The sequence below is a fragment of the Aureimonas phyllosphaerae genome, assembly GCF_900113065.1.
Lineage (GTDB): Bacteria > Pseudomonadota > Alphaproteobacteria > Rhizobiales > Rhizobiaceae > Aureimonas > Aureimonas phyllosphaerae.
Map to the genome: position 1 here is coordinate 460319 of NZ_FOOA01000001.1, position 12716 is coordinate 473034.

At 66.6% G+C, this 12716-nt stretch carries 13 protein-coding genes and 1 tRNA gene; 4 read left to right on the forward strand and 10 right to left on the reverse strand.

Annotated features, from left to right (window positions below):
• Window positions 1–54: 54 nt before the first annotated feature.
• Together BM175_RS02255 and BM175_RS02260 are read right to left on the reverse strand one after the other, a co-directional pair.
• The gene (locus BM175_RS02255) at window positions 55–366 is read right to left on the reverse strand and encodes a hypothetical protein (protein ID WP_090958584.1); all 312 of its coding nucleotides are present in this window, start codon (window positions 364–366) and stop codon (window positions 55–57) included.
• A 46-nt stretch (window positions 367–412) separates the two neighbouring features.
• The gene (locus BM175_RS02260) at window positions 413–1921 is read right to left on the reverse strand and encodes a catalase (RefSeq protein WP_090959145.1); all 1509 of its coding nucleotides are present in this window, start codon (window positions 1919–1921) and stop codon (window positions 413–415) included.
• 100 nt (window positions 1922–2021) lie between these two features.
• Here BM175_RS02260 and BM175_RS02265 point away from each other — a divergent pair, with 100 nt between their 5' ends.
• Window positions 2022–2933: a LysR substrate-binding domain-containing protein gene (locus BM175_RS02265; protein ID WP_090958587.1), complete on the forward strand. Its 912-nt coding sequence runs from the start codon at window positions 2022–2024 to the stop codon at window positions 2931–2933.
• Here the strand turns inward: BM175_RS02265 and guaB are convergent.
• Window positions 2912–4417, reverse strand: a complete 1506-nt coding sequence (gene guaB, locus BM175_RS02270; RefSeq protein WP_090958591.1) for an IMP dehydrogenase — start codon at window positions 4415–4417, stop codon at window positions 2912–2914. The genes BM175_RS02265 and guaB overlap by 22 nt on opposite strands.
• A gap of 111 nt (window positions 4418–4528) precedes the next feature.
• On the reverse strand, window positions 4529–5527 hold the full coding sequence (locus tag BM175_RS02275; RefSeq protein WP_090959148.1) for an MBL fold metallo-hydrolase: 999 nt from the start codon (window positions 5525–5527) through the stop codon (window positions 4529–4531).
• Between the two features lie 182 nt (window positions 5528–5709).
• On the opposite strand from BM175_RS02275, the gene BM175_RS02280 reads away from it, so the two are divergent.
• Complete coding sequence (locus BM175_RS02280) at window positions 5710–7098, forward strand: MFS transporter (protein WP_090958593.1); 1389 nt, start codon at window positions 5710–5712, stop codon at window positions 7096–7098.
• Window positions 7099–7102: 4 nt separating this feature from the next.
• On the opposite strand, the gene BM175_RS02285 is transcribed toward BM175_RS02280, so the two are convergent.
• Complete coding sequence (locus BM175_RS02285) at window positions 7103–7852, reverse strand: RlmE family RNA methyltransferase (RefSeq protein ID WP_090958596.1); 750 nt, start codon at window positions 7850–7852, stop codon at window positions 7103–7105.
• Window positions 7852–9351, reverse strand: coding sequence for a Ppx/GppA phosphatase family protein (locus BM175_RS02290; protein ID WP_244545827.1), 1500 nt, complete (start codon window positions 9349–9351; stop codon window positions 7852–7854). Before BM175_RS02290 ends, BM175_RS02285 begins: the two co-directional genes overlap by 1 nt.
• A gap of 271 nt (window positions 9352–9622) precedes the next feature.
• On the opposite strand from BM175_RS02290, the gene BM175_RS02295 reads away from it, so the two are divergent.
• Window positions 9623–9696: transfer RNA gene (locus BM175_RS02295), tRNA-Gln, on the forward strand.
• A gap of 358 nt (window positions 9697–10054) precedes the next feature.
• On the forward strand, window positions 10055–10312 hold the full coding sequence (locus tag BM175_RS02300; RefSeq protein WP_090958599.1) for a type II toxin-antitoxin system HicB family antitoxin: 258 nt from the start codon (window positions 10055–10057) through the stop codon (window positions 10310–10312).
• A gap of 279 nt (window positions 10313–10591) precedes the next feature.
• On the opposite strand, the gene BM175_RS02305 is transcribed toward BM175_RS02300, so the two are convergent.
• The 4 genes from BM175_RS02305 to BM175_RS02320 all read right to left on the reverse strand — a co-directional run bounded on the left by BM175_RS02305 (window position 10592) and on the right by BM175_RS02320 (window position 12709).
• Window positions 10592–10828 (reverse strand): hypothetical protein, encoded by a 237-nt coding sequence (locus tag BM175_RS02305; protein ID WP_090958601.1) that lies wholly within the window; start codon window positions 10826–10828, stop codon window positions 10592–10594.
• Between the two features lie 89 nt (window positions 10829–10917).
• A complete protein-coding gene (locus BM175_RS02310; protein WP_090958603.1) occupies window positions 10918–11541 on the reverse strand; it encodes a hypothetical protein in 624 nt (207 codons plus the stop codon).
• On the reverse strand, window positions 11538–12080 hold the full coding sequence (locus BM175_RS02315) for a hypothetical protein (RefSeq protein ID WP_090958606.1): 543 nt from the start codon (window positions 12078–12080) through the stop codon (window positions 11538–11540). The genes BM175_RS02310 and BM175_RS02315 overlap by 4 nt, the downstream gene beginning before the upstream one ends.
• Window positions 12077–12709 (reverse strand): hypothetical protein, encoded by a 633-nt coding sequence (locus BM175_RS02320; RefSeq protein WP_139224553.1) that lies wholly within the window; start codon window positions 12707–12709, stop codon window positions 12077–12079. Before BM175_RS02320 ends, BM175_RS02315 begins: the two co-directional genes overlap by 4 nt.
• Window positions 12710–12716 lie beyond the last annotated feature (7 nt).

Here is a 12716-nt window from a genome sequence, read left to right on the forward strand (position 1 = left end):
GCCCTTCGCAAGTCAGTGCTGAACGTCCGCCGACGCTTGGGGTCCGCTCTCCCCCTAGGCCAAGTCCGGCCAAACGGTGCGGTGCACGAGGACCAGCAGCGAAGGCACGCACAAACCGATCAGGATTTCCCATAGGGAGGAAAAATACCACGGTGCGCCAACCCACGCGTCACCGACCAAGCCACCCTGAACGAAATCTGGCTGGATGAGAAACAATGTGATGGGCGTGATCACGTAGGACGCGGCGACAACCCACCACAGCCTGCGGAAAGCCCATATCCGCCTTGCCCCTTCCACAACCAGAACAGGTATCAGGAAGAAGCAAAGCGGAGTGAGCGCTTGGCAGAATGCCGGTGCGCTGCTCAACGATACTCCGTCATCCAACACATCGACCTTGGCAGGCCGAGTAGCCTTACTCGGCCGCTTCCGCCGAGTGGCTGGTGGTCAGGCTCGCCTGCGCGTCGTCACGCTGCTGCGCGGCGAGCGCCCGGCGGATGCCGGCGCCGTAGTCGGCGTGCACCTTGTCGAAGTGGCCGAGCTGGCGGTCGACGATGAACTGCGGCACGCCCTGCATCGCGCCGGCGATCGTCTTGAACAGGCGCTCCTTGTGAGCATCGTCGAACATTTCGAACAGCGCGCGGGGCTGCGAGTAGTGATCCGCCTCGCCGCGATACTCGTAGCGGCCGACCTGGCCGGAGTAGCGGTGCGGCGGCTCCTCGACGCTCGGATCCTCGACCGGGCCGCCGAACGAGTTGGGCTCGTAGTAGGCGTCCGGGTTGGTGCGCAGGCCGAAGGGCATCGAGCCGTCGCGGTTGTAGTGGTTCACCGGCGAGCGCGGCTTGTTGACCTCCAGCGACTCGTAGTGGACGCCGATGCGGTAGCGGTGCGCGTCCGGATACGAGAACAGGCGGCCCTGCAGCATCTTGTCCGGCGAGAAGCCGATGCCCGGCACCACGTTGGACGGATTGAAGGCCGACTGCTCGATGTCGGTGAAGTAGTTGTCCGGGTTGCGGTTCAGCTCGAACTCGCCGACCTTGATCAGCGGGTACATGCCGTGTGGCCAGACTTTGGTCAGGTCGAACGCGCTCCAGCCGGTCTTCTTCTCGAAGTCCTCGGCTTCCATCTCCGGCATGACCTGCACGAAGAAGTCCCACTTCGGGAAATGACCGGCCTCGATCATGCCGTAGAGCGCTTCCTGATAGCTCTCGCGCGACTTGGCGATGACCTTCTCGGCCTCTTCGTTGGTGAAGGTCTTGTGGCCCTGCTTCGTCTTGAAGTGGAACTTCACCCAGAAGCGCTCGCCGCCGTCGTTCCAGAACGAGAACGTGTGCGAGCCGTAGCCGTTCATGCGGGACGGATCGACCGGAATGCCGCGGTCGGACATCAGGATCGTGATCTGATGCAGCGACTCCGGGCAGAGCGACCAGAAGTCCCACATGGCGGTCGCCGAGCGCAGGTTGGTGCGCGGGTGGCGCTTCTGCGTGTGGATGAAGTCGGGGAACTTGTAGGGGTCGGCGACGAAGAACACCGGCGTGTTGTTGCCGACGACGTCCCAGTTGCCTTCCTCGGTGTAGAACTTCAGCGAGAAGCCGCGCACGTCGCGCTCGGCATCCGCCGCCCCCTGCTCGCCGGCCACCGTCGAGAAGCGCGCCAGCATCTCGGTCTTGCCGCCGACCTTGGCGAACACCTTGGCCCGGCTGTAGCGCGTGATGTCCTCGGTCACGGTCAGCGTGCCGAAGGCGCCCCAGCCCTTGGCATGGACGACGCGCTCGGGAACCCGCTCGCGGTTCTGGTGCGCCAGCTTCTCGATCAGCTGGTAGTCCTCGAGCAGCACCGGTCCATTGCGGCCGACGGTCTTCGAGTTCTGGTTCGAGGAGAGCGGAGCGCCCGCCGTCGTCGTGAGCCGTGGTCTGTCGGTCATGGAAACCTCCGTGATCTGAAGTTGGAGCCATTCCAATCCGATTCCCGCGATAGTTTCCAATCGTATTTACCCGGCCTCCCGATCAGTTTATCCGATCGCGATGTTCACGTTCCGCCAGTTCCGCTATTTCGAGGCCCTCGCCGAGACGCTGCATTTCGGGCGGGCGGCCAAGCGCCTCAACATTTCGCAGCCGGCGCTATCGGCGCAGATCGCGCAGATGGAAGCGGACTTCGGCGCGACCCTCTTCGAGCGACGGCCGAGCGGGGTTTCGCTGACGCCGGAGGGCGATACGGTGGCGCGCCGCGTGCGGCGAATCCTCGCCGAGGTTCGCGATCTCGAGGCGCTCGCGCGGGCCGGCGACGAGCTTCTCGTCGGGCAGCTTCGGCTCGGCATCATCGCCTCGCTCGCCCCCTATCTCCTGCCGGGGCTGCTGGCCGAACTGACACGATCGTTTCCGCGCCTTGCGGTCGGCGTTCGCGAGAACGTCACGGCGCAGCTCGCCGACGAGTTGTCGCGCGGCGAGCTCGACTGCATGGTCCAAGCGCTGCCGGTGGAGCGGAAGGGGGTCGAGACGATCCGTCTTGGTGACGAGCCGTTCCTCTTGGCGGTGCCGGAAACCGCCGCCGCGCGCATTCCCTCGCCCGTGTCGCCCGACGCGCTCGGCGGCGAGCGGCTGATCCTTCTGGAAGAGGGGCATTGCCTGCGCGACCAGGCGCTCGACGTCTGCCGCATCGCCGAGGCGCGCGATCTGGCGAGCCTCGGCGCGACCAGCCTCAACACGTTGATGCGCATGGTCGCGGGCGGGCTCGGCGTCACGCTCGCGCCGGCCTCCGCCGTGGAAGCGGAAGGGCGGGCCGGCGGCATCGCCTTCCTGCCGTTCCGGGAGCCCGCGCCCTCACGGACGCTCGTTCTCGCCTATCGTTCGTCGTCAGGCCGCCGCTCGGACTTCGAGCGGCTGGCCGAGATCATCCGCGCCTGCCTCTTCGAGGCTCAGGCGCCGAAGCCCGGGTAGTTCGGGCTCTCGCGGGTGATCGTGACGTCGTGCGCATGGCTCTCACGAAGCCCTGCGTTGGAGATGCGCACGAAGGTCGCCTTGTCGCGGAACTCCTCGAGCGTCGCCGCGCCCGTATAACCCATGGCGGCGCGAAGGCCGCCGGTCAGCTGATGCAGGACCGCGCCGACGGCGCCCTTGTAGGCGACCTGCCCCTCGATGCCCTCGGGAACAAGCTTCAGCGTGTCGCGCACCTCGGCCTGGAAGTAGCGGTCGGCCGAGCCGCGGGCCATCGCCCCGACCGAACCCATGCCGCGATAGGCTTTGAAGGAGCGGCCCTGATGGAGATACACCTCGCCGGGGCTTTCCTCGGTGCCGGCGAGAAGCGAGCCGACCATCACCGCCGAAGCGCCGGCCGCCAAGGCCTTGGCGAGATCGCCGGAATACTTGATGCCGCCGTCCGCGATCACCGGCACGCCGGACTTCTCGGCCACGGCGACGGAGTCCATCACGGCCGACAGCTGCGGCACGCCGACGCCCGCCACGATGCGCGTCGTGCAGATCGAGCCTGGCCCGATGCCGACCTTGATGCCGTCGGCGCCCGCATCGATCAGCGCCTGCGCGCCGCCCGGCGTCGCCACGTTGCCGGCGATGACCTGGACCTCGTTGGACAGCTTCTTGACGCGCGTCACGGCGTCGAGGACGCGCTGCGAATGACCGTGCGCAGTGTCGACCACGATGAGGTCGATGCCCGCTTCGATCAGGCGCTCGGCGCGCTCGAACCCGTCGTCGCCGACGCTGATCGCGGCGGCCGCCAGCAGGCGTCCCTGCGCGTCCTTCGCCGCATTCGGGTTCAGCTGCGACTTCTCGATGTCCTTGACGGTGATGAGGCCGATGCAGTGGCCCTCGCCGTCCACCACGAGGAGCTTCTCTATGCGGTGCTTGTGAAGGAGGCGCTTGGCCTCGCTCTGATCGACGTTCTCACGCACGGTGACAAGGTTCTCGCGCGTCATCAGCTCGAAGATCTTCTGGCGGTCGTCGGAGGCGAAGCGCACGTCGCGGTTGGTCAGGATGCCGACGAGGCGCCCCTTCGTCTGGCCGCCGCGCCCGGCGTTCTCGACCACCGGAATGCCGGAGATGCGATGCGCCTGCATCAGGGCGCGCGCGTCGCCGAGCGTCGCGTCGGGGCCGATCGTGACCGGGTTCACAACCATGCCGGACTCGAACTTCTTGACCTGCCGCACCTCCTCGGCCTGCTCGGCCGGGGTGAGGTTGCGGTGGATCACGCCGATGCCGCCCGCCTGCGCCATCGCGATCGCGAGGCGCGACTCAGTGACCGTGTCCATCGCCGCCGAAAGGATCGGGATGTTGAGGTGAAGGCTGCGCGTGATGCGCGTCTTCACGTCGACCTGGCCCGGCATGACCTCGGAATGGCCGGGTTGCAGCAGCACGTCGTCGAAGGTCAGTGCGAGCGTGCCGGTCGCGGTCTCGATGATGCGGGCCATGGCCAGTCCTTAAAATGAATGCAGGCGCCCCTTGGGGGCGCCGGCGTTATGAGGATTGGCACGGGCTCGTAGCACGAGGCCCCGTCAAAGAAAAGCCGAAGCCCCCGCGGCTCAGCCGCCCGCCAGAAGCTGGTAGGTCTCCGGCACGAAGCGGAAGGCGTCGCCGTCCTTTTCGACATAGCCAAGGCCCGGGAACGGCAGGTGGTAGCCGAGGAGCGGCAGCTTCTGGTCGGCCAGCATCGCGGCGTACTGCCGGCGCGTCTGCGCGGCGGCCGTCTTGTCCTGGTCGAAGCGGACCTGCCAGTCCGGCTTCTGAAAGGAGACGACGAACTGGCTGAACGTGTCCGCCATCAGGAAAAGACGCGCGCCGGCCGACGACAGCTCGAACGCCATCATGCCCGGCGTATGGCCGAAGGCCGCGCGGGCGGTGAGGCCCGGCACGACCTGATCGCCGTCGCCCAGCAGCGTCGTCTTGTCCTTCAGCGGCACGACCATCGCCTCGACGGCCTTGGCGTTGTCGGCGCGCGAGCCGTTCTTGGCCTCGTCCGAGGTCCAGAACTCCATTTCAGTGCGGCCGATCGCATAGCGCGCGTTGGCGAAGACCGGTGCGCCGTTCTCCATCAGGCCGCCGATGTGGTCGCCGTGAAGATGGGTCAGCACCACCTGCGTGACATCGCTCGGCGACAGGCCCGCCTGTCCCATGCGCTGGGTGAGGAGGCCCATGCCGTTGGCGCGGCCGTTGGCGCCCATGCCGGTGTCGACCAGCACCAGCTCGTCGCCGATGCGGATCACCACCGGCTGGAAGAAATTGACGAAGCGCTGCGGCGGCAGCAGGTTTTCCTGCATCAGAGCGCCGACCGCCTCCTGGCTCTGGTCCTCGCCGAAGGTCGGGAACGGCCCCTCGCCGGGCCGGATGCCGTCGAGGATCACCGTGACCTCGGCGTCGCCGATCTTGAAGCGCCGCCAGCCGGGCGCAAGCGGATGGGTGTCGCTCGTGGTTTCCATGGTCGATCCTTGCGCAGCGGCCGGACGGCTGCCCAGCGTTCCGGCGACGCCGCCGGCGGCGAGGAGCAGCGCGTTGCGGCGATTGACTTCGAAGACGTCGGGCATCGGATGAACCTCACGTTCGATCTTGGGGTGCGGGACAAACGTGAACATGGGCGCGAGGGCCGCCTCCACAAGGCTGAAACGGCGCCGAAGCGGCGAACCGCGGCCCCCGGCCGCTGGCCCCGTCTCTAAGTTCGCCTTATATCCCGCGCGATCCGTCCAACCTCCGACGTCCGGGGCTTCTCGTGAAGCGTATCGTTCCCCTCGTCCTTGCCGTCGCCCTGTTCATGGAGAACATCGATTCGACGGTGATCGCGACTTCGCTCGCCACGATCGCCCGCGACATCGGGACCAGCCCGATCGCGCTGAAACTCGCGCTCACCAGCTACTACGTGGCGCTCGCGGTGTTCATTCCGATCTCGGGACGCATGGCCGACCGGTTCGGCGCCAAGCCCGTGTTCCAGACCGCGATCGGCGTCTTCCTTGCGGGCTCGCTCGCCTGCGGCTTCGCCTCGTCGCTCGAAGGCTTCGTGTTGGCGCGCTTCGTGCAGGGGATGGGCGGGGCGATGATGACGCCGGTCGGGCGCCTGCTCCTCGTGCGGGCCGTGCCGCGCTCCGATCTCGTCAGCGCCATGGCCTGGTTCACGATGCCGGCCCTCGTCGGCCCGCTGATCGGCCCGCCGCTCGGCGGCTTCATCTCCACCTATGCCGACTGGCGCTGGATCTTCTTCATCAACATCCCGGTCGGCTTCGTCGGCATGGCGCTCGCGCAGCGCTTCCTGCCGCGGGTCGAGCCGATGCGCGACGTCACCTTCGACTGGTTCGGCTTCGCACTGTCGGGCCTTGCCTGCGCCGGCGTCGTGTTCGGCCTGTCGGTTGTGTCGCTGCCCGCCCTGCCCCCGGCGGTCGGGCTGGCGACGACCGTGATCGGCGCCGTCTTCGCCGTGCTCTACATCCGGCATTCGCGCCGGACCGAGCACCCGGTCGTGCGGCTCGACCTTCTGCGGATCGCGACGCTGCGTGCCTCGGTGATCGGCGGCTCGCTGTTCCGGATCGGCGCCGGCGCGACGCCCTTCCTGTTTCCGCTGATGCTGCAGCTCGGCTTCGGCTACTCGGCCTTCCAGTCGGGCCTCGTCAGCGCCGTCTCGATCGGCGGCGCGATGACCACCAAAGCCTTGATCAAGCCGATCCTCAAGCGCTTCGGCTTCCGCCCGACCCTCGTTCTCTCGGCGCTGGTCGGCGGCGCGCTGATCGGGGCGATCGCCTTCTATCGGCCGGTGGTGCCCATCGCGGTCCTGATCGGGTTGATGCTGATCGGCGGGTTCTTCCGCTCGATGTTCTTCACCGGCACCAACACGATCGCCTTCGCCGACGTGCCGCAGAACCGCTCCGGGGATGCCACCTCGATGCTCGCCGCCTTCCAGCAGGTCGCGATCGCGGGCGGCGTCGCGACCGCCGGCGGCATCCTCGAGGCCGGCATCGTCCTCAACGGGACGGGCCATGCGACGCTCAAAGACTTCTCGGTTGCGTTTCTGGCGGTCGGCCTCGTGACGATGCTCGCCGCGATCCCCTTCATGCGACTGTCGCGCGAGGCCGGGGCGGAGCTTGCCGGCCGGCGGGTGCCGGCCGAATAACGCGTCAGCCGAGCGGGCCGGCCTCGCCGTCGTCCTCGACCGCCTCGGCGTCCCCATCCGCCTCGGCGCGTCGGCCCTTGAAGCCCTTGGCCAGAAGGTAGAGCTCGACCGACCCTTCGCGCGAGGCCGGCGGCTTCACATGGTGGACGGTGCGGAAGTTCTTCTTCAGCATGGCGAGGAGCTCGCCCTCGGTGCCCCCCTGGAAGGTCTTCGTCAGGAAATGGCCGCCGGGCTTCAAGGTGCGCACGGCAAAGTCCGCCGCGACCTCGCACAGGTGCATCGTGCGCAGGTGGTCGGTGCGCCGATGGCCGGTCGTCGGCGCGGCCATGTCGGACATGACGATGTCCGGGTCGCCGCCGAGCGCCTCGATCAGTCGGCCGGGTGCCGTCTCGTCGAGGAAGTCGAGCTCGAGGATCGTCGCGCCCTGGATCGGATCGACCGGCAGATAGTCGATGCCGACGACGTGCGCCTCCTCCGGCGTGCTGGCGGTGCGCTCCACCGCGATCTGGCACCAGCCGCCGGGGGCGGCCCCGAGGTCCACGATCCGCATGCCCTTCTGCAGGAGCTTGTAGCGGTCGTCGATCTCGGTGAGCTTGTAGGCCGCGCGCGAGCGGTAGCCGTCGATCTTGGATCGGCGGACATACGGGTCGTTCAGCTGGCGCTGCAGCCACTCGCGCGAGGAAGCCTTGAGGCCGCGCTTCTTCTTGACCCGAACCGCCAGGCCCCGGTCGTCACCCCGTCCCGAACTCGCCATCAGACCGTCCGCCTTGCATTCGTCGGTGCCGGGCGCCGCCAGACGCCGTCGGCCACCATCATTTCCGTCAGAAGACCCTCGCGCAGTCCGCGGTCGGCGACGCGAAGGGTGCGGGCCGGCCAGACCCGGCGGATCGCCTCGAGGATCGCACAGCCCGCCAGCACGAGGTCGGCGCGCTCCGAGCCGATGCAGGGATTGGCGACGCGCTCCTCGAAGCTCCAGCCGGCGATCTTGCCGACCAGCCTGTCGATGTCGGCGGACGCCAGCCAGAGCCCGTCCACCTGCCGGCGATCATAGCGCTCCAGCTCGAGCTGCACGCCGGCCAGCGTCGTGACCGTGCCGGACGTGCCGAGAAGGTGAAACCCTTCGCCGCCCACGAGATCGCCGAGCTTCCCCGCGCCGGGGAACTTCGAGATCATCTCCTCGACCTCGCGGATCATCCGCTCGAAGACCTCGGGCGGCACGTCGCGTCCGCCATGGCGCTCGGCGAGCGTCACGACGCCGACCGGCAGCGAGGTCCAGGCGACGATGTGGTTCGACAGCCGCCGGCTGGCGCCACGCCGAAGATCGAGAAGCGCGATCTCGGTGGAGCCGCCGCCGATGTCGAAGAGCACCGCGCCCTTGGCCGAGCGGTCGACCAGCGAGCCGCAGCCGGACACGGCGAGCCGCGCCTCGGTCTCGCGCGTGACGATCTCGAGCGCGAGGCCGGTGTCGCGCTGGACACGCTCGATGAACTCCGCCCCGTTGGCCGCCGAGCGGCAGGCTTCCGTCGCGATCAGCCGCGCGCCGGAAATCTCGCGCGCGGACAGCTTCTGGCTGCAGATCTCAAGCGCCGCGACCGCGCGGTCCATCGCGCCGGCCGCAAGGCTCCCCGTGCGCCCGAGCCCTTCGCCGAGCCGGACGATCCGCGAGAACGCATCGATCACCCGGAACTGCCCGGGACGCGTCGGCGTCGCGATCAGGAGGCGGCAGTTGTTGGTGCCGAGATCCAGCGCGGCATAGGCGGGCATGCGGGCAGGATCGGCGTCCACGCGATTGGGACGGCGCTGCAGAGCGGGGCGCGGCCCGTCTGGCGAGATCGCCGGTGCATGCGCAGGTGCGACGACCGTTGGGGTCGCGCCGCCCCGCCCGCGCCCGCGGCGACGCCGGCGCGACTTGGCGACGGGCGGCGCGGGCTCCGCTCCGCTTCGCGCGGCGAGCGCCCGCTCGGCCTCGGTCAGCTTGGCGCTGAGGTTCGGCGGCAGGTCATGCAGCGCCCGCGCCGCGTGGTCGACGCCCGACACCGGCGGCCCCTTACGCCGACGGCGGCGCTGACGCTTCGAGAGCTTCTGCCCGTCCTTCGGATCGTTCTCCTTGCGCGCACCCGGCTCCGCGCGCCGGGCCGGCGGCGCAACGGCCTCCTTCTTCGGGCTGTCGCCCGCGGGCTGACCGAGAACGGCCGAAAGATCGCTGTCTAGATGCCTTGCGGGTGTTCGGCCTTGATGCTGGTCATGGATCACAAGTTGTCTCCGGAGCCGGCCACGAAGGCGCTCCAAGGCCCGAAGAGGGCCAATGTCGTTGCCCGGAGTGTAGCCGACCGGCCACAATGCACAAGGCGCAACCCTGTTCATCCCACGAAACCCGCGCACCCACCATGCTTTCGCCTCAAAGGGAGCGGGCGTCACGCCAGCTTCGCAAAGCGGTTGACGCCCGAACGCAAATCGCCTATCTGACCGCTCACGGAACGAGGGTCACCGAGACCACCGCTTCCGCCGCGCAAGCGGCCCATGCTGGGGAATAGTTTAAGGGTAGAACAGCGGACTCTGACTCCGCTAGTCTTGGTTCGAATCCAGGTTCCCCAGCCAGCTTATTTTCACAATAATTACAGTCGGTTAGCCTCCTCGTAGGCATCCCCTGCCCTGTCGAACTCCGTTGCAAAATCCGTCAAAACGGATGCAACAATTACAACGGGTTACAACAGGAGCAAAACGTCCGACGCAACAGCGACGCGACAAGGGGTCTCCCCCGATCGGGGGACACCCCTCTCGTGATGGGGTGGTGAGAGGCCACCCCATCGCGCCGAAGCGAACCGTCACTGCGTCTTGATGGCCAGCGTGAGGTTCGTCTTGGAACGAGGACTCATCTGGACGGTTTGCGGAAAACGCAATATCTTAGCTCTAACCGGTCCCATGTCCTGACAACTAGGGATCGAAGGAGACAACGATGAAATCGACGATCACGGTGGACTTTTTCGAGAACGAAAAGACGGGTCTGTTCGTGGGTCTTAGCGAAGATATGCCAGGGCTGTTTGTCGCTGGCAAAACCTTGGAAGAGGTAGAGGCGAAGATCCCCGGCGCCCTCAAAATGCTGGTCGCTGCCAAGCACGAGCTTGCACGAGAACGTGCTGAAAAATTGAAGAGTCGGAAGCCCCAAGGGTTCAAGACGGTTGCCCGCCAGCGCGAATTTGCGGTGGCTGCGTAATTGACCAACGAGGAATTTCGCGCGGCCGTAAAGGCGATGGGACTGACGCCGTGGAAACCAAGCGACGGCGAGACACAGCTACACACTGATCGAGACGGTGGGGTCCGTATGGTGCCTGATCCCGACGCCTACACCCCAGAAGAGCGCGAAGACCTCCTTGAGATTCTTAAGTTCTCGATGGATTTGGGTTCTTGAATGAAAGAAAAACCCGCTGGCAATCCAGCGGGTTTTTCTTTGTGCACTAGCCGAACAGCTACTGCAGTTCGAGCTATGCTGCCGTTAGAAAAGCAAGCTGAAACCCAGTCGACCGGCTACGTAGCCAGCCAGAAGCAAAAACGAGAAATTGAGTGCGGTCATCGCTGCGGCGACGTTCAGGTTCACCAGCGCCGTCGCAGCCGCCTGGTTTGCCTTCGTGCGATCCGCCGAATGCCGTTCCTGCCAAGCGATCTTCACGCAATCGTAGGCAATCTTGAGCGAAAATCTCATGTACTTTTTGTAGAGCGGTGCGGCGTTCATCGGCTCCTCCAGTGTCGACCACTAGGTAGTTCCGAGATTTTCGCACGCAATAGCGAGTTTGATTCTTTCCCCCAGACGTGGGGAAAAGGTCAGACCTCGCCGGGCCGGCCGTTCGGCCGCACGACGATCGCCGGGTTCCGATGCGATCCGCCCTTCGCCATTGGCACGTCGCGCCAGGTGAAGAACACGTCGGCCTCGCCATCAAAGCGTGTGGCAGCAACAGCGGCGATTGCCTGATAGACGCCTTTCGGTGCCTGCTTCGAGCGCGCCGGCAGGCCGTCCTTCGGGTCGAGCTTGGTGGCATAGGGCACATCCGACGCGAGGACGTATTCGATCGCGTCCGGAATGTCCCCGCCAGAGCCGATCTGGATCAGCCGGCCGTCGGCGTAGACGGAGTGGGATTCGCGATAGGTGCCGGTCAGGCGTGGCGATTCGAGTTCGAGCTGGCGCAGGATCCAGCGGACCGCCGCGGTCTCGTAGTTGAACTCGGCGACGATCGTCCCGTCCGGCTTCACGGTCCCGAGCGGCGCGTCGCGCCGGCCGTCCACCGTGATGCGTGGCTTGCGGATGGTCCGGCCGATCGCCGCCTCGTTCTTCGACTTGGTGATGGCGATCTCTTCGCGGGCGAACGACGCCAGCATCTGCGAGCGCGCCTTCGGGCTCTTCATCTCGTCGATGATGAGCGTGATGCCCTTCGTGAAGTCGTCGCTCATTGCAGCGTCCGTTTGCTCGGCGGCGGGGTCAGCCCCGCCAGCGAGCTACCGGAACCCGGACCCCGGTCCATGCCGGCGACATCAGCGATCAACTCGAGCATGGCCTTCATAACCGGCTCACTGGCCGCAGGAATCTCCGATGCCTCCGGACAATGCTGTGGGAAGACCAGAACATGCGAGGCCAGCGGGATCGTGCGCTGCACCGCAAGTTCGAAGAGCCAGGGCATGCGACCGGCCCGGCGGCTCCACTCGACCATGAAGGACGAATAGAGCTCGGCGACGTTCCTGCGGTACTGATCGCGCGCGAGCCGCGACCACTCGGCTTTATCCTCATCGGACATCCACCAAGGAAGGCGTGCGACCTGGACGTCGATCGCTTCGGCCTGCATGCGGAAGAAGCTGAACTGCGTCAGGAGATCGCCGATCGCGAACGCGTTGACGGCCGACGCCCGCACCAAGAGATCGAGCGCGTCCTCGTAGCGGTCTTGCCCGAACTGGCGGCCGCCCAGCAGGATCGCCGAAGCGTAGGTGCCCTTCATGGCGTTGCCTCCACGGCCCGGAGGTGCGCCCGAACCGCGTCGAAGCGTTCCGTCACAGCCTGCCGCCAAGCGTCGTCCTTCGGGTCGACGCCATAGTCCGGGAAGACGAAGGCCATGACGATCGTGTCCATGTCTTCGAACAGATCGGCAGGGATCGCCTCCTGGCCGATCACCTTGCCTACTTCGTGCAACAGCCGATCGATGAGGAAGACGACACGCGCAGCGTACTCGCCACGAGCAGCAGTCCAGTAGGCGAATCCCGCGTTTCGTCCTTCGGGCCCGAAAACCGCCGACACGTTCGACGAGAACGCGTCACAGGCCTCCCCGAAGCGCGTGAGAAGCATCGGAATGTTATCGGCCAGGTCGGGCGTGTGCCCGATCTGCAGATCGTATTCCAACGCCTTCATCGTCAGCTGAAACCAGACGCCGCCGTGAGCCTTACCCATTTCTCGTGCCTCAGCGATCAGCCGCAAGCTCTCGGCGCGCTGCCGCGCCTCGAGGATCTCCGATGCGCCATCGAGCGACCGGGGCGGATTAAACTGTCCATCGGTGCAGCCCGTCCGGCGCTTCGCGCGCACGACGGGACCGGCCCAGCCCGGGAAGGAAGCCAGCGGCGCTGCGCTGGCCATCGAGGAG